Source organism: Paraburkholderia phytofirmans PsJN, from assembly GCF_000020125.1.
Taxonomy (GTDB): Bacteria; Pseudomonadota; Gammaproteobacteria; order Burkholderiales; family Burkholderiaceae; genus Paraburkholderia; species Paraburkholderia phytofirmans.
Genome location: NC_010681.1, coordinates 2,742,195 through 2,761,825 on the forward strand (window position 1 = coordinate 2,742,195; position 19,631 = coordinate 2,761,825).

Genomic DNA, 19,631 nt, shown 5'->3' on the forward strand with positions numbered 1-19,631 from the left:
AATTATACGCGATACCTCCCTGGTTTTCACTGCACTAACAGCAGCTTAGCGAATTTCGGGCGGTTTTTTTCGCGCTATCGGGCCCCTCTATTTCGCTTGGCTGTTCGCCTCGGGTTCGATCGGGTTTCGTTTGCGCGTTCGGGCGCAGCCGGGCGCCGGCGGGCTCGAATTGCAGAATCGAACAAGACGCCCCGCCCGCCAACCGGCTATTCTGCCGACCATTCCAGTTTTTTTGCAGGGGCAGTCGATGCAGCGCGGTGTGGCATATGGAGTAATGGCCGGGGCCTTATGGGGCATGGTTTTTCTGGTGCCGCGCGTGCTGCCGGACTTTTCGCCGCTGCTTCTGAGCGCGGGCCGCTACACGATGTACGGCATCGTCTCGCTGGCCGCCGCGCTGCCCATGGCGCGCTCGCTCGTCAAACGGCTGACCCGCGAGGATCTCGGCGCGCTGGTGAAGCTGGCTTTGGCCGGCAACCTCCTCTACTACCTGCTGCTGACGGCGGCCGTGCACCTGATCGGCATCGCGCCGGCGTCGCTGATCGTCGGCGTGCTGCCCGTTACGGTGACGCTGCTGGGCCGCCGCGATCACGGCGCGGTGCCGCTCGCCCGCCTCGCCTGGCCGCTCGCGATGGTGATGGCGGGCATCGTCTGCATCAACATCGATGTCTTTACGGTGGTGGACAGCACGCCGGTCAGTGTCGTCACCAAGCTGATCGGGCTCGCCTGCGCGGTGGGCGCCTTGGGATGCTGGACGTGGTTTGCGGTCGAAAACGCCCGCTATCTGCAGCGCCAGACGCATTTCAGCGGCAATGAATGGTCAGTCTTGTGGGGCGTGGTGACGGGCGCGCTCGGCGCGGCGCTATGGCTCGTGATCGCCGTGCTGCCGGCGGGCGGCCCGCAAGGCGAACTGGCCGACGGGCGCTGGCACACCTTCTGGATGCTGAATCTCGGGCTCGCGATCGGCGCATCTTGGCTCGGCAACGGATTGTGGAATGCCGCATCGAAACGGCTGCCGTTGACGCTCTCCGGCCAGATGATCGTGTTCGAGACGCTTTTCGCGCTGCTTTACGCGTTCATTTACGACCAGCGGCTGCCGCGCCCGCTCGAACTGGCGGCGATTCTGCTGCTGGTGGCCGGTGTGTGCTGGTCAGTGCGCCAGCATGCGGACGACGATACATCCGCGCCTGCAGGGATCGAGGAAAAGCCGCAGGTGTCGGCGCCTTGAGACAGGGCGCTCTCGCCCTTCTCTGCTCACGCGAAATGCGCCTAGCGCGAATCCTTGTTCTGCCAGCGACGCCCTTCGATCGAACCCGCTTTGCGGGTCTTCTCGACGCGCCGCTGACGCGACGCCTTGGGATCGACCAGCAGCGGCCGGTAAATCTCGACCCGGTCATGGTCGGCCAGCACCGCGTCGAGCGGCTTGAGTTTGCCGAACACGCCCACTTTCTGCGTGCCCAGATCGATTTGCGGGAACCGCCGCAAGATGCCGCTGGCGTCCAGCGCCTGCTGCAACGTGGCGCCTGCGGGCAATTCCAGCGCGATCAGCGCCTGCTCGTCGGCCGACGCATAACAGACTTCAATCGACAGGCGCGCGTTCATGCCTTACCGTAGCGCTGATCGGCACGCTTCACGAACGATTCGACGAAGGTATTGGCAATGTGGTTGAACACCGGGCCAATGATCTTCTCAAGAATAATGTTGGTGAATTCGTAGTGCAGCGCGAATTCGATCTTGCAGGCATCGGCGCGCAATGGCGTAAAACGCCAGAAGCCCGTGAACTTGCGAAACGGGCCGTCCGCGAACTCCATATCGATGCGCGTGGGCCGCTCCATGCTGTTACGCGTGGCGAAGTGCTGCTTGATGCCCTTGAAGTTGATATCGATCTTCGCCTCCATGCCGGTTTCGTCCCGGCGGCGGATTTCGACTCCCCCGCACCACGGCAGGAAGTTGGGGTAATCGGCGACGTCGGTGACGAGGTCGAACATCTGTTCCGCCGAATGGCGGATCAACACGGTTTTCTGGACATCTGCCATAAATTGAACAGCGCGTGGCAAGGGTGGACGAGCGCAGCGGGCTTTCCTTGCCCCGCTTTGCTAAAATCGTGATTTTAAACGAGTTGGGCACTTTCCATTCATGAGCATCATCGACAACAGAAAAGCCTTCTACGACTACTCGGTCGAAGAACGCTATGAAGCAGGGCTCGTGCTCGAAGGATGGGAGGTCAAGGCGCTGCGCGCCGGGCGCGGCCAGATCAAGGAAGGGTACGTCGTTATCAAGAATAACGAACTGTTCCTGATCGGCACGCACATCAGCCCGTTGCCCGAAGCCTCGACCCACATCAATCCCGATCCGGTGCGCACGCGCAAGCTGCTGTTGCACAGCGAGGAGATCAGCAAACTGATCGGCAAGGTCGAGCAGCGCGGCTACACGCTCGTGCCGCTGAATTTTCACTACAAGGGCGGCCGCGTCAAATGCGAGATTGGCCTCGCCAAGGGTAAGAAGCAGCACGACAAGCGCGAAACCGAAAAGAAACGCGATTGGGAACGTGAAAAGGCGCGGTTGATGCGCTCGCCGACTTGATGAGCGGCGTGGTTTGATCGGCCGTTGAATGCGGCCGGTATGCTGTTATGCCGCTTGTGGTCTGCCCACATGCGCTGCGATCGGCTCGAATGTGGCAAGGAAGCGCGCCTCACAAGCGCAAAAAGAAAATGGCCCGCGAACGATGCGGGCCATTTTCTTTTTGCAAGCCGGCAAATGCGGCGGGCAAGCATCGTGACGGGCTATCCGCCTGCGGAGAACTGCACTTTCTGCCTTGCCGCGACGACCGCCTCGTGCTGATCGTGCCAACGCTTTCGTTCGGTGCTTTCGTGCTTTTTTCGGCGCTTTCGATACGGTCAACGCACTCACGCTCACCGCAAACGGCACGGTCAGTAGGCTACGCGCGGCCCGTCCGTTTCGCGCAGCCGGCGCGTTGAGCGCAGCCGGCCCGTTCAACGCACCTCGCTCACGCCCTTCCCTTTATTCACAATCGTCAGCGCCGAGGCGATCATCGAGCTCATGTCCGCGAGATTGCCCGGCACGATCAGCGTGGTGCCCTGCTTCGCCAGATTGCCGAACGCGTTCACGTATTGTTCGGCCACCTTGAGGTTCACCGCTTCCATCCCGCCGTTCGATTGAATCGCCGCCGCGATCTTCTGGATCGCCTGCGAGTTGGCCTCGGCCACGGCCAGAATCGCCGACGCCTGACCTTGCGCCTGATTGATCGCTGCCTGCCGCTCGCCTTCGGACTTCTGGATCGCCGCCTCACGACCGCCGGACGCGATGTTGATCTGCTCCTGCTTGCGCCCTTCCGAAGCGGCGATCAGCGCGCGCTTCTCGCGCTCGGCGGTGATCTGCGCCTGCATCGCGTGGAGAATTTCCTTGGGCGGCGTCAGGTCCTTGATCTCGTAGCGCAGCACCTTCACACCCCAGTTCGTCGCGGCTTGATCGAGCGACGACACGATGCTGTGGTTGATGAAGTCGCGCTCCTCAAAGGTCTTGTCGAGTTCGAGCTTGCCGATCACCGAGCGCAGCGTGGTTTGCGACAACTGCGTGATCGCGAACACGAAGTTGCTCGACCCGTACGACGCCTTCATGGGATCGGTGACCTGAAAGTACAGCACGCCGTCCACCTGCAACTGCGTGTTGTCGCGCGTGATACAGACCTGGCTCGGCACTTCGAGCGGAATTTCCTTGAGGATGTGCTTATAGGCGATCCGATCGACGAACGGAAACGCAAAGCTCAACCCCGGTGTCAGCGTACGGTGATAGCGGCCGAGTCGCTCCAGAACCCACGCATGCTGCTGCGGCACGATCTTGATGGTCTGCGCCGCCAGTACGATCACGATGATCAGAAGCACCGCCCCGACGATGGTCGAATCCATTACTGCCCTCCGGTCCGTAGTTCGAATAGTTGTGTGTGATGCGCGTGTCCCGTGTTGATGCTCAGGCCGTAGTGGCCCGGGTGTTTGAACGACGCGCCGCCACCACGACGAGGCAACTGCCTCGCAACTCGGTAATTTCGTAGAGATGCGCGTCTTCCGGCTCGCCCGCGGCCAGTTCGACGTCCCAAGCCGCGCCGCGATAATCGGCGCGCGCTCGCCGCTCGTGCCACGCCGGCACGGCGAGCGTTTGACCGATGTCGAGATTGACGTCCGGGTTGCGCGACGCTTCCTTGCGCGTTCTGCGGCCGAACCGCGAACGCCTGAGCAGCAGCACCGCCGCCAGCGCCACCACGGCCGCGACCGCGAATTGCACGTCGGCTGGGGCGCCCGCGAGATTCGCGAGCGCGGCCGCTACGCAGCCCAACGCGATCATCAGCAGATAGAACGTGCCGCTGAGCAACTCCAGCACGACCAGCAAACCCGCCCCGATCCACCAGAACAATCCACCTGGCGCCACGTCGACCTCCACAAAGCAAAACACCCCGGATCTACCGGGGTGTTTATAGCACGAAGCAAGGGCGTTTAACGGGCGACACGGCAAGGTTTCACGTGCATTCAACGCGCGCTTGACCTACCGCATCGCACGTTATGCATGCCGTTTAGAAAACGGCACGCCGTTCGTGTTACTGCTTCGCCGACTTCGCCAGTTGCTGCCACGTCTCGACGATCGTGTCAGGGTTCAGCGAGATCGACTTGATGCCTTCATCGGTCAGCCATTGCGCGAAATCCGGATGATCCGACGGGCCCTGGCCGCAGATACCGACGTACTTGTCCAGTCGCAGACACGTGTCGATCGCGCGCTTCAACAGGAACTTGATTGCCGGATCGCGTTCGTCGAAATCCACCGCCAGCAGTTCCATACCGGAGTCGCGGTCGAGGCCGAGCGTGAGCTGCGTCAGGTCGTTCGAGCCGATCGAGAAACCGTCGAAGAATTGCAGGAATTCCTCAGCGAGAATCGCGTTCGACGGCACTTCGCACATCATGATCAGGCGCAGGCCATTCTCGCCGCGCTTCAGGCCGTACTTGGCCAGCAGCCCGACCACGCGTTCCGCCTGCTTCAGCGTACGCACGAACGGCACCATGATCTCAACGTTGTCGAGGCCCATCTCTTCGCGCACCTTCTTCAACGCGATGCATTCCATCTGGAACGCTTCGGCGAAATCGTCCGCGATGTAGCGCGACGCGCCGCGGAAACCCAGCATCGGGTTTTCTTCGTCCGGCTCGTAGCGCGAACCGCCGATCAGCTTCTTGTACTCGTTCGACTTGAAATCCGACAGACGCACGATCACGGGCTTCGGATAGAACGCCGCCGCGATCGTGGCGATCCCTTCGGTCAGCTTGTCGACGTAGAACGCGCGCGGCGAGGCGTGCCCGCGAGCGACGCTTTCCACGGCCTTCTTCAGGTCCTGATCGATGTTCGGGTACTCGAGAATCGCCTTCGGGTGAACGCCGATGTTGTTGTTGATGATGAACTCGAGCCGCGCGAGACCCACGCCTGCATTCGGCAGTTGCGAGAAGTCGAAGGCCAGTTGCGGGTTGCCCACGTTCATCATGATCTTCACCGGAATCGGCGGCAGTTCGCCGCGCTGCACTTCGGTAACTTCGGTTTCGAGCAGACCGTCGTAGATCCTGCCTTCGTCGCCTTCCGCGCACGATACCGTGACCAGCGCGCCTTCCTTCAGCACGTCGGTCGCGTCGCCGCAGCCGACCACCGCCGGCACGCCCAGCTCACGCGCAATAATCGCCGCGTGACAGGTCCGGCCGCCACGATTCGTGACGATTGCCGACGCGCGCTTCATGACCGGTTCCCAGTTCGGGTCGGTCATGTCGGCGACCAGCACGTCGCCCGGCTGCACACGGTCCATTTCCGACGGATCGTGAATCACGCGCACCGGACCCGCACCGATCTTCTGACCGATTGCGCGGCCGGTGGCCAGCACGTTCGACTGACCCTTCAGCTTGAAACGCTGTTCGGCCTTGCCCGCCGCCTGGCTCTTCACCGTTTCCGGACGCGCCTGCAGAATGAAGATCTTGCCGTCGCGGCCGTCCTTGCCCCACTCGATGTCCATCGGACGCTCGTAGTGCTTTTCGATGATGACGGCGTATTTGGCCAGTTCGATCACGTCTTCGTCCGTGATCGAGAAGCGGTTGCGCTGCTCGTGCGCCACGTCGACGGTCTTCACGCGGCCTTCTTCGCCCGCCTTGGTGAATTCCATCTTGATCAGCTTCGAGCCGATCGAGCGGCGGATGATCGGGTACTTGCCTTGCGCGAGCGTGGTCTTGTAGACGTAGAACTCGTCCGGATTCACCGCGCCTTGCACCACGGTTTCGCCCAGACCATAGCTCGACGTGATGAAGACAGCGTCCTTGAAGCCCGATTCCGTGTCCAGCGTGAACATCACGCCGGCCGCGCCGACGTCCGAGCGCACCATGCGCTGCACACCCGCCGACAACGCGACTTCAGCGTGCGTGAAGCCCTTGTGGACGCGATAGGAGATAGCGCGGTCGTTGTATAGCGAAGCGAACACGTGCTTCATGCGATCGAGCACGTCTTCCACACCGACCACGTTGAGGTAGCTTTCCTGCTGACCCGCGAACGATGCGTCCGGCAAGTCTTCCGCCGTGGCCGACGAACGCACGGCGAACGACAGCTCTTCAGGCGAGCTGTTTTGCAGGGTGTCGAAGCCCGCGCGGATATCCGCCTCGAGTTGTGGCTGGAACGGCGCGTCGACGATCCATTGGCGGATTTCCTTGCCCGCTTCGGCAAGCGACTTCACGTCGTCGACGTCGAGCGTCTCGAGACGTTTGGCAATGCGTTCGGTCAGGTTGTTGTGATGCAGGAAGTCGCGGAAAGCCAGCGCCGTGGTGGCGAAACCGGTCGGCACGCGCACGCCGGCCTCGGCGAGCTGACTGATCATCTCGCCAAGCGACGCGTTCTTGCCACCGACGATTTCCACGTCGGTCATCCGCAACTGCTCAAACGGAACTACATACGCCTTATCCTTTGCGACGGTAACTGCGTTAGTCATACAAGCCCCTAAGTGTGAAAGAAATTCACGGCTGTGCAAGTGGGCTCGAACACGAGACGCCCATTGGGAGCGTAACCTCGCGTCTTGCACAACCTGTTGGAGAAGCAATCGCTCGAAGCGCGAGGAAGAAGGCCAATGGACGGACTTACCGATCGATCCACCACGTTCCCGGCAACTTGACGACTAAAATACCGGCCAAAAGCGAGGCGTTGAACGACCGTTCGCGGTGAGTTAGACGCCAATCGCCTGCAATTGCTTATCCAACAGGTTGCCGCTATTCTACCGTGCCGACTTTGAAAATGTGACAGTCGGACGAGAATTGCGCCTCGAACCGCGCCCCGGACCGGCCAGCGGGCTTTTGCGAAGCCCCGCCGCCATCCGGGCGCAGTTGCGGTGCCCACGGCGCGCTGGTCGGACGCCGCTGCAGTTTCCGGTCAGCCACCGGGCAGCGTCGTCCAAACAGCGATGTTTCATTCGAGCGCTTTTTTTCGCTCACGTTCCCCAGCCCCCACTGATGCCGCCCACCGTATTCATCGTCTCCGACGGTACCGGGATCACTGCCGAAACTTTCGCGCATTCGATCCTCTCCCAGTTCGACCAGAAGTTCCGCCTGGTTCGCGTGCCCTTCGTCGACTCGACCGAGAAGGCCTACGCCACGCTCGAAAAGATCAACGAAGCGATCGTGCAGGACGGCCGCCGTCCGATCGTCTTCACCACGCTCGTGGACAGCGCGTCGAATCAGATCGTCAAAGGCTCGAATGCGCTCGTGCTGGACATGTTTCAGACCTTTGTCGAGCCGCTCGAACAGGAACTGGAACTGAAGTCGAGCCACGCGATGGGCCGCGGCCACCAGAACGCCGACACCGAGGAATACAAGAACCGGATTGAGGCGATCAACTTCTCGCTCGCTCACGACGACGGCCAATCGAACCGCAACCTGGCCGACGCCGACGTGATTCTGGTCGGCGTGTCGCGCAGCGGCAAGACGCCGACGAGCCTCTACCTGGCTATGCAGTACGGGGTGAAAGCGGCCAACTATCCGCTGATTCCGGAAGATTTCGAACGCGGCAAATTGCCCACGCCGCTGCTGGCGCATCGGCAGAAGATGTTCGGTTTGTCGATCGATCCGCAGCGGCTTTCGGAGATTCGCAACGAGCGCCGGCCCGGCAGCAAGTACGCCGCGCCGGAGAATTGCCGTTATGAGATCAACGAAGCCGAAGCGATGATGCGGCGTGAAGGGATCAAGTGGTTGTCGTCGACGCACAAGTCGATCGAAGAGATCGCGACGACGATCCTGCAGGAAATCAAGCTGGATAGGCCTTCCTATTGAGCCTGTGCGCATGGGTCGCGCGAGCCCGGCGTGCCTTGAACATGGGCACGTGCGGGGACTTGCATGTTGTCGTCGAGCCACCGCGTAAGCGCGATCTGAGCCCCGCAGCCTGAAACACGCTCCAGCGCTGACAAACGCCGGAACACGCACGTCCCCTGCGTCAACTACGGCCGCGCTGCTGCCGGCACTGCTCGAATACGCACACGGCCGCGGCGGCCGCTACATTCAGCGACTCCATGCCGCCCGGCTGTGGAATCGTCACCCGCAACGAAACCTTGTCGCGCCAGATCTGCGACACACCCGCGCCTTCATTGCCGAACACCCAGGCAAGCGGTCCGCTCAGGTCGCAATCGTAGATCGCCTCGGCGCCGTGCGAGTCCGTGATCACGATCGGCACCGCGAGGCGCTCGATCAGCGCCTGCGCTTCCGCGTCCTCGTGAATCTGCAGCAGGAAGTGCGCGCCCATGCCCGAACGCAGGACTTTCGACGACCACGCGTACGCCGTGCCCGGCGCGCAGAACACCTGCTGAATGCCGGCGGCGGCCGCGCTGCGCAGAATCGAGCCGACGTTGCCCGCGTCCTGTACGCCGTCGAGCACGAGGCAGGTTTGCGCGACCGTGTCGGGCAGCGGCGTATCGAGCTTTTCAACCAGCAGCAAAGTGCCCACACCGTGCACGACATTCGACAACTGCCCGAACAACGCATCCGGCAGCGTCACGACACGATGATCTTCGATGCGCGCAACGATCGCCTGCGCTTCGTCGTGGCGCAGCGCGCCATCGGTGACGATGCACATTTCCGGTTGCCCGGCGACGTCGAGATAGGCGCCCGCCAGATGAAACCCTTCGAGCAGCGCGTGGCCGCTTTTACGCTGTTGATGCGTCGAGCCGGCCAATGCCTTCAGGCGCTTGTAGAGCGGATTGTCCCGCGAGGTGATGGCTTTCACAGGCAGCGAAGAGACAGTGAGGATGAAGAAAAAGTGGGTCACACGCAGCGCTTATGAGGCGCCCGTGTGAAGCTCAGACGGCGCTGCCGCGTTCGCCGAAGGCGTCGTCGTCGAACATCACTTCGGATACGACGATCACTTCACCGGCCGGCAGCGGCATGCCCGTGCTCAGGCGCAGATGCGCCTCACGCACCGGCGCGAACGAACGCCGATGATGCTCGCAAGGTCCATGTTCGCGCAGCGCCTTGAGATGCTGCGGCGTGCCGTAACCGGCATGCGCGTTGAAGCCGTAGACGGGATGCGTCTGATGCAATTCGAGCAGCATCCGGTCGCGCGTGACTTTGGCGAGAATCGACGCCGCCGAAATGCTTTTGACGAGCGCGTCGCCGCCGATCACCGCTTCGCTGCGCACGCTCAGTGTCGGGCAGCGATTGCCGTCGATCTTGACGAGCGTCGGCACGACGGACAGGCCTTCGACGGCGCGCTTCATGGCCAGCATGGTCGCGTGCAGGATATTCAGAGAATCGATTTCTTCGACGGTGGCCGAAGCGATGCAGTAAGCGAGCGCGCGGTCGACGATCTTGTCGTACAGTTCGTCGCGCTTTTTCGCGGTCAATACTTTGGAATCGTCGAGGCCGCGAATCATCGGTTTGGACGGGTCGAAAATCACCGCCGCGGCCACGACTGGGCCGGCCAACGGGCCACGCCCTGCTTCGTCGACGCCGCAGACGATGTCATCCGGCGTCTCGAAGTTCAGGCCGACCTGTTGCGCCGACGCTCCTGCGACGGTTTTACGGCGCGGCGCGCGTGACAGGGTCACGGCCGCCCCTTGCGCTTTTCGATGACGCTCGCCACGACTTCCGCCGCACGCTGCGCGGTGTTTTGCTTCAGCACGTGATGCATCTCCGTGAAGATTTCCGTCAGCGTGCGCCGGTTGGTCTCGTCGCGCAACTGTTTCAGCGTGGCTTCGGCCAACGCCTGCGGGGTGGCGAAGTGCTGCAGGATCTCCGGCACCACGAAGCGCCCCGCCAGAATATTCGGCAGCCCAACATACGGCAGATAGCCCTGGCGGCGCATGATCTGGCCGGTCAGCCAGGGCACCTTGTACGAGATCACCATGGGCTTTTTCAGCAGCGCGGCTTCGAGCGTTACGGTGCCGCTCTTCACGAGGATCGCGTCGGCTGCGGTCATGGCGAGTTGAGCCTGGCCGTCGGTAATCGTCAGCGCAAGGCCCGGGTGCGAATCGACCAGCGGCCGCAGCATTTCGCGCAGCGCCGGCGTGGCCGCCGGCATCACGAAGCGCAGATTCGGCTCCTGGTGCTGCATCATTTCCATCGCGGCGAAGAACGTCGGGCCGATCAGATCGATCTCCGAGCGTCGGCTGCCCGGCAGCACCGCGATGATCGGACCGTCTTGTGCGAGACCGAGTGCCCGGCGCGCGCCGAGCGTGTCCGGCACGAGCGGAATTTCGTCAGCGAGCGGATGGCCCACATACGATGCCGCGACGCCCGCTTTTTCCAGCAGCGCCGTTTCGAACGGGAACACGCACAGCATGTGGTCGACCGCCTTGGCGATCTTCTTGATGCGGCCGCCGCGCCACGCCCAGATGGACGGGCACACGAAGTGAACGGTTGGAATCCCGGCCTCGCGCAACGGATGCTCGAGCCCGAAATTGAAATCGGGCGCGTCCACGCCGACGAACACCGACGGCGGCTCTGCCAGCAACTGCCTCTTCAGTTCGTTGCGAATGCCGAGAATGCCGGGAATATGCTTCAGCGCCTCGACATAGCCGCGCACCGAGAGCTTTTCCATCGGAAAGTGGGCGTCGAAGCCCGTCGCGATCATGCGTGGGCCGCCGATCCCGTAGTACTGGGTGCCGGCGGGCAGACGGCTCGTGAGGCCGTCGAGCAGCGAGGCCGCCAGCAGGTCGCCGGACGGCTCGCCGGCCACCATCGCGACGCGCAAGGGACTGGGTTGCAATGCCATCGCTTAGCGGATGATGCCGCGTTGCGACGCTTCGACGAACGCGAGCAGCGTCTGCACCGGCGCATCGCCATCGCCGCCCGCGGTCGCGAGTTCGCGCAACTGCACCTTCGCTTCTTCAAGCGAGAGGCCGTTCTTGTACAGCACGCGATACGCCGCGCGCAGCGCTGAAATCGCGTCCGGCGAGAAACCGCGGCGGCGCAAACCTTCCACATTGATGCCGTGCGGCTCGGCCTTGTTGCCGGCGGCGATCACGAACGGCGGAATGTCCTGCACCAGCGCCGAAGCGCCGCCCAGCATGGAATGCGCGCCGATGCGCACGAACTGATGCACGCCCGACATGCCCCCGACGATCGCGTGGTCGCCGATGGTCACGTGACCGGCCATCTGCGCGTTGCTCGACAGAATGACGTTGCTGCCGACGTGGCAATCGTGCCCGATGTGCACGTACGCCATGATCCAGTTGTCGTCGCCGAGCGTGGTGACGCCGGCGTCCTGCATCGTGCCGGTGTGGATCGTCGTGAATTCGCGGATCGTGTTGCGGTTGCCGATCACGAGCCGGGTCGGCTCGTCCTTGTACTTCATGTCCTGCGGACGGCCGCCGACCGATGCGTAGTGGCCGATCCGGTTGTCTTCGCCGAGCGTGGTGTGACCTTCGATCACGCTGTGCGACCCGACCGTGGTCCGCGCGCCGATCGTCACATGTGCGCCGATCACGGCATACGGTCCGACTTCGACGGACTCGTCGAGTTGTGCGCCCGGTTCGACGATCGCAGTGGGATGAATCCTGCTCATGCGTCCTCGCTTCTGATTCTGTTGCGTTGTCTGGATAGGCATCTGGCGGAAGGCCGGCGCGCGCATGACGCCGCCGGCCGCCCGGACGCTGGCTTAAGCGCCGCGCGCTCAAGTGCGCCTAAGCGCGTTTAAGCGTCCTTGTCCGTGTGCCGCACCGCGCACATCAGGTCGGCTTCCGCCGCTACCACGCCATCCACTTCGGCGCGCGCCTTGAACTTCCAGATGCCGCGCATATGACGTTCGAACGTGCAGTTCAGGATCAGCTGATCGCCCGGTTCCACCACGCGCTTGAAGCGCGCGTTGTCGATGCCGACGAACAGATACAGCGTGTTCGACGGATCGCTCGGCTCTTCCGAAAACGTCAGCAGGGCCGCCGTTTGCGCGAGTGCTTCGAGAATCAGCACGCCCGGCATCACCGGACGCGTCGGGAAGTGACCCTGGAAATACGGTTCGTTGATCGACACGTTCTTCAACGCTTTGATGCACTTGTGCGGCTCGAGTTCGAGCACCCGGTCGACCAGCAGGATCGGGTAACGATGTGGCAGCAGCGTGAGAATCTTATGAATGTCGAGATTGATTTTTTCGGTGCTCATGGTGTTTCTGCTCACGCATTGACTGCGCGGTGATGACTGCGGATGCTGGTGCAGGTGGATTGGTAAAGCGTGCTGCCGGCGCTCGCCGTGACCCGGCGGCCGCGCCACCCGGTCACGGCAACCGACTTTGCTTCCTGATGCTTGCCCGCCATTTTACGCGGTGCCGGCGGGGTTGCCCGGCGAAATGCTTAGCCAGTTGCCTCGATGTTTCAGACTTTGTCGCCTGTGGCCTTGCTTGCTGCGTTGGGCGCCGGGCCGTCCCGCTTCTCAGCCGCGGCGTTTTCAAGCGTCTTGATACGATCGCGGAGTTTGTCGATATTGCGCAGCAACGCCGCGCTCTTGTTCCAGTCTGCATGGTTCACGGCCGGGAAGGCACTGGTGTACATACCAGGCTTGAGCAGCGACTTCGAGACGCCCGACTTGGCGGTGACGATCACATAGTCGGCCAGCGTGACGTGTCCGGCGATCCCGACCGCGCCGCCGATCATGCAATGGCGGCCAATGGTCGTGCTGCCCGCAATGCCCGCGCAGCCGGCAATCACCGTATAAGCGCCGACTTTGCAGTTGTGGCCGATCTGCACGAGGTTGTCGATCTTCACGCACTCTTCGATGATCGTGTCCGCCATGGCGCCACGGTCGATGGTGGTGTTCGCGCCGATTTCGACGTCTGCCGCGATCGACACACCGCCGACCTGCGGAATCTTCACCCAGCTACCGGTACGCGCCTCACCTTCGCCGACGAAATCCGGCGCGAAGCCGAAACCGTCCGAGCCGATCACCGCGCCCGCGTGCACGATGACGCGCTCGGCAAGCTTGCAACCGTGATACACCGCGACATTGGGATAGAGATGCGACCCCGCGCCGATGCGCGTGCCACGGCCGATCACGACATTGGCGTCGAGCCGCACGTTGTCGCCGATCACCGCGCCCGCTTCCACGGTGACGTGCGGGCCGATCACCGCGCTCGCGGCGATCTGCGCCGACGGGTCGATAGTTGCGCTCGGATGCACGCCGGGCGCCGCCTTGGGCGCAGCGAGGTCGATGAAGGTTTGCGCGACGCGCGCGAAGTAAGCGTACGGATTGGGCGTGACGATGAAGTTACGATTTTCGCGGGAAGCGAGCTTGGCGAGGTCGTCGGCGTTAATCAACACCGCGCCCGCACGGGTCGTTTCGACCTGCGCCAGGTACTTCGGATTGGCGAGGAACGCCAGCTGGTCCGGGCCTGCCTGGTCGAGCGGCGCGAGACTGCCGACGCGCTGCGAACCGTCTCCGACTACTTCACCGCCGAACCGCTGGACGATGTCCTCGAGCGTAAATGCCATGCCTATCCTGTCTCCTGTGTCGATGGTTACTGCGCTCAGTCCACCGCGCCTGATTGACTATCGGACCATTCGGCCCGGCACCCGCATTCAGTTACCCGATGCCGCCAAAGCCTTGAGCACCTGATCGGTAATATCGATGCGCGGGCTCACGTACACCGCTTCCTGGACAATCAGATCGTAGTGCTGCGCCTCGGCAATCTGCTTGATCACCTTGTTGGCGCGGTCGAGCACCGCCGCCAGTTCTTCGTTGCGGCGCTGATTCAGATCCTCGCGAAACTCGCGTTGCTTGCGCTGGAAGTCCGTGTCCAGTTGCGACAGATCGCGCTGCTTCTGCGCGCGGTCGGCGGGCGACATGGACGCACCGTTCTTGTCGAGCGAATCGGACATCGACTTCAGCTTCTGCGCCATGTCGGCAAGGTCCTTGTCACGCTTGGCGAACTCGGCCTCGAGCTTGACCTGCGCGGCCTTCGCGGCAGCGGATTCGCGCAGGATGCGGTCGGAATTCACCGCCGCGATCCTCGCCTCCTGCCCATGCGCGACCCCGACACCCAAGGTCATTGCCAGCGCCAGCGCGCACGCCACACGTTTCGAAAACATACCGGTTAACAAAGTCATCCTCTCGATACTGTAGTTTGGCCGGACCGGCCGCCGGGCGCGTTCCGCCGCCCGATCAGAATGCCGTCCCGATCTGGAACTGGAATTTCTGGTACTGGTCGCCGGTGTGCTTCACAAGCGGGAAGCCCAGGCTCAGTTTCAACGGGCCGATAGGGGAAATCCATGCAAGGCCGATACCGTAGCCGTAGCGCAGACCGTTCGCGCCGGTCGACGTAGCGGCGCTGCTTGCATCCGCCCAGACGTTACCGGCGTCGAGGAACGTGAACACACGCAGCGTTCGATCGTAACCGGTGCCAGGCAACGGGAACGTCAACTCGATGTTACCCACGAGCAGTTTCGAGCCGCCAATCGGGTCGTTCGTCGTTGCATCGCGCGGGCCCAGCGAACTCGGCTCGTAGCCACGCACCGAACCGATACCGCCAGCGTAGTAGTTCTTGAAAATCGGATACGGCTTGCCGCCCATACCCTTGCCGTAGCCACCCTGGAAGTTGAAACCGAGCACGAAACCGCGCGCAAACGAGTAATAGTACTGCGCGTTGATGTCGGCCTTGTAGTACTGCGTACTGCCGATCGGCGTACCGTATTCCGCGTTGGCCTGCGCGAAGTAGCCGCGGCTCGGCACCAGCGCGCTGTCACGCGCGTCGCGCGACCAGCCGACGGTGATCGGCACGTTGTTCGACACGCGGCCGAAATCCTGCACGTACTGCCGGTAGGACGCCGGCGTATTCGCGTCGACATCCAGCTGGTTCTGCTCGAGGCCGGCACCGAAGTACACCGTGTCGACTTCCGAAAACGGAATACCGAATTTCAGATCGCCACCGATCGTAACGATCTTGAAGCTCGAGTCCGTCGAGTAGTACAGCGGCTGGTACGTGCGGTAGTAGACGTCGGTAATACGCTTGATGCCGTCGACCGTGAAGTACGGGTCGACCTGCGTGACCGTCAACGTACGGTACGTCTTGGCGGTATTCACGTTCACCGAGAGACTCGTGCCGGAGCCGAACACGTTGTCTTGCGACACGCCGGCCGAGAGCACCACCTTGTCCGTCGACGAGAAGCCCGCACCCAGCGTGATCGCGCCGGTCGGCTTTTCGGCCACCTTCACATCCACATCGACCTGGTCCGGCGTGCCTTCCACGGGCACCGTGGTCACGTCGACATCAGTAAAGTAGCCGAGACGGTTGATCCGGTCTTTCGACAGCGCGAGGCGATTCGAATCGAACCACGAGCTTTCGAGCTGGCGCATTTCGCGGCGTACCACTTCGTCACGCGTACGCGTATTGCCGACCACGTTGATGCGGCGCACGTAGACGCGGCGGCTCGGGTCCACCTGCAGCGTCAGGTCGACCTTATGGTTGGCCTGATCGATCTGCGGCTGCGCGTTGACCGTGGCGAACGCATAGCCGTATTCGCCCAGCTTGTCGACGATAGCCTTGGTGGTGGCCTGCAGCTTTTCAGCCGAGAAGCGGTCGCCCGGTTTGATCTTGATGAGCTTGGCCAGCTCCGGCTCGCGGTCGAGCAGATTGCCCGCCAGCTTGATATTCGAAATCGTGTACGGCTCGCCTTCATGCAGCGTGACCGTCAGATACATGTCCTTCTTGTCCGGCGTGATCGACACCTGGGTCGACTCGATGTTGAACTCGAGATAGCCGCGATTCAGGTAGTAAGAGCGAACGTTCTCGAGGTCGCCGGTCAGCTTGTCTTTCGCGTACAGGTCATTCTTCGTGTACCACGAGAACCAGTTCGGCGTGGACAACTGCATTTCGTCGCGCAGCGTACCCGTGCTGAACGCCTTGTTGCCGATGAAGTTGATCTGGCGGATCTTCGCGCTCGGACCTTCAGCCACCGCGAACAGCACCGACACGCGATTGCGGTCGATCGGCGTGATCGTGGTGGTGACTTCAGCGGCGTAGTAGCCGCGCGTCAGGTACTGGCGCTTCAGTTCCTGCTCGGCCTTGTCGACCAGCGCCTTGTCGTAATAACGGCCTTGCGACAAACCCACGGCGCGCAGCGCCTTGGTCAGGTTTTCCTTGTCGAACTCATGAATGCCGGCGAAGTCGATCGTGCCGATGGCCGGACGTTCCAGCACCTGCACGATGACGACGTTGCCTTCGGTCGCGATCTTGACGTCGTTGAAGAAGCCCGTGGCATACAGGGCGCGAATGGCCTCCGATGCCTTGTCGTCGCTGAAGGTGTCGCCTTGCTTGATGGGCAGATAGGCGAACACGGTACCAGGTTCGACGCGTTGCAATCCCTCGATCCGGATGTCTTGCACCACGAAGGGCGTCGTTGCGTGAGCAACCAGCCCATGCGCGGCGAATGCCGCGGCTATAACCGTCTTTGGAACAAAGCGATGAGGTTTAAACAACGTGCTTCCCCAGTGTGTATAGCTGCATCAGGTCGGGCGGTCGCCATCGTGAACGCCGCCGAACACTTTAAAAATGGATTAAACGAGCCAGATCGTTGAACAGCGCGATCGCCGACAATGCGACGATGCAGGCGAGACCCGCCCTCTGAAAAACGAGTTGCCAGCGATCGGAGACAACTTTACCGGTCACAGCTTCAACCAAATAATATAACAGATGACCCCCGTCCAATACCGGAATTGGTAACAGGTTCAGTACACCAAGGCTAATACTGACAAGGGCCAGGAACGACAGGAATGCAGAAGGACCTAGACGTGCGCTCTTTCCTGCGTAATCGGCGATCGTCACCGGACCGGAAAGATTTTTCAGCGATGCCTCGCCTACGATCATCCTGCCGAACATGCGCACCGAGTAAACCGCGAGATCCCACGTGCGGCGCGCACCCAACTGGAGGCTTTCAATCGGTCCGTAACGCACGTCGATCGACGGCACCTGCGTGGCCAGTTCCGCGCCGATGCGGCCGATCTGCTGCCCGGTCGTTTCATCGCGCTGTGCCTGCGGCACGATGTTCACGTCTTCGAGCTTGCCCGCCGCCTTACCGCCGCGCTCCACCTGCAGCGTCACCGCTTTGCCGGCGTGCGATTTTACATAAGCGATGAAGGCCGTGGCGTTATCGGTAGGAATACCATCAACGGCACGCAGACGATCGCCTGCGGCGAGACCCGCCTTTTGCGCCGCGCTACCCGGCTGCACACCCGCAACCGTCAGCTTGCCACCACCCGGTTCGAAACCGAGATGCGACATGAAGTCGTCGTCGACATCTTTTTCGGTGAGGCCGCGCAGATCGAGCTGGAAATCCGAGGTACCGTGTGCGTCTTTTGCACTCAGCACGACGCGCTTGTGATCGAATGCCGCACCGAGCAGCTTCCAGCGCAGGTCCGACCACGAACGCACCGGCTCGGATTCGCCGGCGTTCTCGGCACGCACGGCAACGATCGTTTCACCGCCGTCGAAACCGGCAACAGCCGCGGGCGTATTCGGCGCGGGCGCCGCGACCACCGCCGCAGGCTCCGTCACGCCGGTGGCGAAGACGAGCGCGAACAGCACGATGGCCAGCAGGAAGTTCGCGACCGGACCGGCCGCGACAATCGCAAAACGGCGCCACACGGACTGCCGGTTGAACGCGTGCGGCAGTGCTTCGGCAGGAATCGGTTCGGCGCTCGTTTCGCGCTCGTCGAGCATCTTCACGTAGCCGCCGAGCGGCAGCGCGGCAATGGTCCATTCGGTGCCCGTCTTCGGACTCACCCACTGGAATAGCGGCTTGCCGAAGCCGATCGAAAAGCGCAGCACCTTGACGCCGCACAGGCGTGCCACGCTGTAGTGCCCATATTCGTGGACGACCACGAGTACGCCAATCGCGACCGCGAAGGCGAGCAGTTCGATCAGCAGATTCATGAGCGCCTCACTGGACGGCGCGTTCCGTGCGACGGGCGCCGTCGGGCAGACGCGCGATGAATTCGGCCGCGGCGCGACGCGCGGCGGCATCGGCTTCGATCACGTCTTCGAGCGCGTGTGCGCTGCGGTTCGGCAACGCGTTGAGCACCGCGTCGACCACCTGGGCAATCGCCATGAAACCGATCTGGCGCGCGAGGAACGCTTCAACCGCAATCTCGTTCGCGGCGTTCAGTGCCGCGCTTGCCAAACCGCCTTCGGCCAGCGCCTTCACTGCCAGCGCCAGACATGGAAAGCGCGTGTAATCCGGCTTTTCGAACGAGAGGGACGCGACCTGCAGCAGATCGAGTTGCGCCACGCCCGAATCGACGCGATCCGGAAACGCCAGCGCATGCGCGATCGGCGTGCGCATATCGGGATTGCCGAGTTGCGCAAGCACCGAGCCGTCGGCGTAGGACACCATCGAATGGATCACGCTTTGCGGGTGAATCAGCACCTCGATGCGCTCGCCCGGCAGATTGAACAGCCAGTGCGCCTCGATCACTTCGAGGCCCTTGTTCATCATGGTGGCCGAGTCGACCGAAATCTTGCGGCCCATGACCCAGTTCGGATGCTTACAGGCTTCGTCCGGCGTGACCTCGACGAGCGTAGCCGGCTCGCGCGTGCGGAACGGGCCGCCCGACGCAGTCAGAATGATCTTGGAGACGCCGCCGTGCAGCGCGGCTTCGCGCGGCAGGCACTGGAAAATCGCGTTATGTTCGCTGTCGACCGGCAGCAGCACGGCGCCGTTGTCGCGCACCGCGTCCATGAAGATCGCGCCGGACATGACCAGCGCTTCCTTGTTGGCGAGCAGGATGCGCTTGCCGGCGCGCGCGGCGGCAAGGCTCGGCGCAAGGCCGGCCGCGCCGACGATCGCCGCGACCACCGTATCGCAGCCGTCGCTCTTCGACACGTCGACGAGCGCCTGCGGTCCATACGTGATCTCGGTCTTGCAACCCGCTTCGCGCAGTTTCGCCGCGACGCTCGCGGCCGTGTCGGCGTCGCCGACCACCGCAACTTCAGGCTGAAAGCGCAGGCATTGCTCGACGAGCTTGTCGCCGTTGCGATGCGCGGTGAGCGCATAAACCGAAAAACGCTCGGGATGACGCGCGACGACGTCGAGCGTGCTGTCTCCAATCGAGCCCGTGGAACCGAGCAATGTCAGACGTTTTTGCATA

The 19,631-nt window shown here is 62.5% G+C and carries 18 protein-coding genes; 3 read left to right on the plus strand and 15 right to left on the minus strand.

Features of this window, described 5'->3' with window-relative positions:
• Positions 1 to 247: 247 nt before the first annotated feature.
• The gene (locus tag BPHYT_RS12025) at positions 248 to 1,225 is read left to right on the plus strand and encodes a DMT family transporter (RefSeq protein WP_012433425.1); all 978 of its coding nucleotides are present in this window, start codon (positions 248 to 250) and stop codon (positions 1,223 to 1,225) included.
• A 41-nt stretch (positions 1,226 to 1,266) separates the two neighbouring features.
• On the opposite strand, the gene BPHYT_RS12030 is transcribed toward BPHYT_RS12025, so the two are convergent.
• Together BPHYT_RS12030 and BPHYT_RS12035 are read right to left on the minus strand one after the other, a co-directional pair.
• Positions 1,267 to 1,599 carry an RnfH family protein gene (locus BPHYT_RS12030; RefSeq protein ID WP_012433426.1) on the minus strand — a complete coding sequence of 111 codons (333 nt, stop codon included), beginning with the start codon at positions 1,597 to 1,599 and terminating at the stop codon, positions 1,267 to 1,269.
• Entirely contained in the window at positions 1,596 to 2,033 is a 438-nt protein-coding gene (locus BPHYT_RS12035; RefSeq protein ID WP_012433427.1) for a type II toxin-antitoxin system RatA family toxin, read from the minus strand. Before BPHYT_RS12035 ends, BPHYT_RS12030 begins: the two co-directional genes overlap by 4 nt.
• A gap of 100 nt (positions 2,034 to 2,133) precedes the next feature.
• Here BPHYT_RS12035 and smpB point away from each other — a divergent pair, with 100 nt between their 5' ends.
• Entirely contained in the window at positions 2,134 to 2,580 is a 447-nt protein-coding gene (gene smpB, locus BPHYT_RS12040) for an SsrA-binding protein SmpB (RefSeq protein WP_012433428.1), read from the plus strand.
• Positions 2,581 to 2,990: 410 nt separating this feature from the next.
• Here smpB and BPHYT_RS12045 read toward each other — a convergent pair whose 3' ends face one another.
• The 3 genes from BPHYT_RS12045 to ppsA all read right to left on the minus strand — a co-directional run bounded on the left by BPHYT_RS12045 (position 2,991) and on the right by ppsA (position 7,012).
• Positions 2,991 to 3,923 (minus strand): SPFH domain-containing protein, encoded by a 933-nt coding sequence (locus BPHYT_RS12045; RefSeq protein WP_012433429.1) that lies wholly within the window; start codon positions 3,921 to 3,923, stop codon positions 2,991 to 2,993.
• Positions 3,924 to 3,984: 61 nt separating this feature from the next.
• Positions 3,985 to 4,440, minus strand: a complete 456-nt coding sequence (locus tag BPHYT_RS12050) for an NfeD family protein (RefSeq protein ID WP_012433430.1) — start codon at positions 4,438 to 4,440, stop codon at positions 3,985 to 3,987.
• 166 nt (positions 4,441 to 4,606) lie between these two features.
• Positions 4,607 to 7,012, minus strand: coding sequence for a phosphoenolpyruvate synthase (gene ppsA / locus BPHYT_RS12055; RefSeq protein ID WP_012433431.1), 2,406 nt, complete (start codon positions 7,010 to 7,012; stop codon positions 4,607 to 4,609).
• 514 nt (positions 7,013 to 7,526) lie between these two features.
• Here ppsA and ppsR point away from each other — a divergent pair.
• Positions 7,527 to 8,342: a posphoenolpyruvate synthetase regulatory kinase/phosphorylase PpsR gene (gene ppsR, locus BPHYT_RS12060; RefSeq protein WP_012433432.1), complete on the plus strand. Its 816-nt coding sequence runs from the start codon at positions 7,527 to 7,529 to the stop codon at positions 8,340 to 8,342.
• A 160-nt stretch (positions 8,343 to 8,502) separates the two neighbouring features.
• Here ppsR and BPHYT_RS12065 read toward each other — a convergent pair whose 3' ends face one another.
• The 10 genes from BPHYT_RS12065 to BPHYT_RS12110 all read right to left on the minus strand — a co-directional run bounded on the left by BPHYT_RS12065 (position 8,503) and on the right by BPHYT_RS12110 (position 19,630).
• Positions 8,503 to 9,288 (minus strand): TrmH family RNA methyltransferase, encoded by a 786-nt coding sequence (locus BPHYT_RS12065; RefSeq protein ID WP_041758468.1) that lies wholly within the window; start codon positions 9,286 to 9,288, stop codon positions 8,503 to 8,505.
• A 73-nt stretch (positions 9,289 to 9,361) separates the two neighbouring features.
• A complete protein-coding gene (gene rnhB / locus BPHYT_RS12070) occupies positions 9,362 to 10,108 on the minus strand; it encodes a ribonuclease HII (RefSeq protein ID WP_012433434.1) in 747 nt (248 codons plus the stop codon).
• Positions 10,105 to 11,274: a lipid-A-disaccharide synthase gene (gene lpxB, locus BPHYT_RS12075; protein WP_012433435.1), complete on the minus strand. Its 1,170-nt coding sequence runs from the start codon at positions 11,272 to 11,274 to the stop codon at positions 10,105 to 10,107. Before lpxB ends, rnhB begins: the two co-directional genes overlap by 4 nt.
• Before the next feature lie 3 nt (positions 11,275 to 11,277).
• Positions 11,278 to 12,066 carry an acyl-ACP--UDP-N-acetylglucosamine O-acyltransferase gene (gene lpxA / locus BPHYT_RS12080; RefSeq protein ID WP_012433436.1) on the minus strand — a complete coding sequence of 263 codons (789 nt, stop codon included), beginning with the start codon at positions 12,064 to 12,066 and terminating at the stop codon, positions 11,278 to 11,280.
• Positions 12,067 to 12,194: 128 nt separating this feature from the next.
• Positions 12,195 to 12,659 (minus strand): 3-hydroxyacyl-ACP dehydratase FabZ, encoded by a 465-nt coding sequence (fabZ, locus tag BPHYT_RS12085; RefSeq protein WP_012433437.1) that lies wholly within the window; start codon positions 12,657 to 12,659, stop codon positions 12,195 to 12,197.
• A 209-nt stretch (positions 12,660 to 12,868) separates the two neighbouring features.
• Entirely contained in the window at positions 12,869 to 13,981 is a 1,113-nt protein-coding gene (lpxD, locus tag BPHYT_RS12090) for a UDP-3-O-(3-hydroxymyristoyl)glucosamine N-acyltransferase (RefSeq protein ID WP_012433438.1), read from the minus strand.
• A gap of 87 nt (positions 13,982 to 14,068) precedes the next feature.
• On the minus strand, positions 14,069 to 14,590 hold the full coding sequence (locus BPHYT_RS12095; RefSeq protein WP_181916899.1) for an OmpH family outer membrane protein: 522 nt from the start codon (positions 14,588 to 14,590) through the stop codon (positions 14,069 to 14,071).
• A 61-nt stretch (positions 14,591 to 14,651) separates the two neighbouring features.
• The gene (gene bamA / locus BPHYT_RS12100; protein WP_012433440.1) at positions 14,652 to 16,964 is read right to left on the minus strand and encodes an outer membrane protein assembly factor BamA; all 2,313 of its coding nucleotides are present in this window, start codon (positions 16,962 to 16,964) and stop codon (positions 14,652 to 14,654) included.
• A gap of 67 nt (positions 16,965 to 17,031) precedes the next feature.
• On the minus strand, positions 17,032 to 18,417 hold the full coding sequence (gene rseP, locus BPHYT_RS12105) for an RIP metalloprotease RseP (protein WP_012433441.1): 1,386 nt from the start codon (positions 18,415 to 18,417) through the stop codon (positions 17,032 to 17,034).
• Between the two features lie 7 nt (positions 18,418 to 18,424).
• Positions 18,425 to 19,630: a 1-deoxy-D-xylulose-5-phosphate reductoisomerase gene (locus BPHYT_RS12110; protein WP_012433442.1), complete on the minus strand. Its 1,206-nt coding sequence runs from the start codon at positions 19,628 to 19,630 to the stop codon at positions 18,425 to 18,427.
• Between the last annotated feature and the right edge of the window lies 1 nt (position 19,631).

Coding starts and splice junctions, on each gene's coding strand:
- BPHYT_RS12025 (WP_012433425.1), top strand. CDS start 248: ATGCAGCGCGGTGTGGCATATGGAGTAATGGCCGGGGCCTTATGGGGC.
- BPHYT_RS12030 (WP_012433426.1), bottom strand. CDS start 1,599: ATGAACGCGCGCCTGTCGATTGAAGTCTGTTATGCGTCGGCCGACGAG.
- BPHYT_RS12035 (WP_012433427.1), bottom strand. CDS start 2,033: ATGGCAGATGTCCAGAAAACCGTGTTGATCCGCCATTCGGCGGAACAG.
- smpB (WP_012433428.1), top strand. CDS start 2,134: ATGAGCATCATCGACAACAGAAAAGCCTTCTACGACTACTCGGTCGAA.
- BPHYT_RS12045 (WP_012433429.1), bottom strand. CDS start 3,923: ATGGATTCGACCATCGTCGGGGCGGTGCTTCTGATCATCGTGATCGTA.
- ppsA (WP_012433431.1), bottom strand. CDS start 7,012: ATGACTAACGCAGTTACCGTCGCAAAGGATAAGGCGTATGTAGTTCCG.
- ppsR (WP_012433432.1), top strand. CDS start 7,527: ATGCCGCCCACCGTATTCATCGTCTCCGACGGTACCGGGATCACTGCC.
- lpxB (WP_012433435.1), bottom strand. CDS start 11,274: ATGGCATTGCAACCCAGTCCCTTGCGCGTCGCGATGGTGGCCGGCGAG.
- lpxA (WP_012433436.1), bottom strand. CDS start 12,066: ATGAGCAGGATTCATCCCACTGCGATCGTCGAACCGGGCGCACAACTC.
- fabZ (WP_012433437.1), bottom strand. CDS start 12,659: ATGAGCACCGAAAAAATCAATCTCGACATTCATAAGATTCTCACGCTG.
- lpxD (WP_012433438.1), bottom strand. CDS start 13,981: ATGGCATTTACGCTCGAGGACATCGTCCAGCGGTTCGGCGGTGAAGTA.
- rseP (WP_012433441.1), bottom strand. CDS start 18,417: ATGAATCTGCTGATCGAACTGCTCGCCTTCGCGGTCGCGATTGGCGTA.
- BPHYT_RS12110 (WP_012433442.1), bottom strand. CDS start 19,630: ATGCAAAAACGTCTGACATTGCTCGGTTCCACGGGCTCGATTGGAGAC.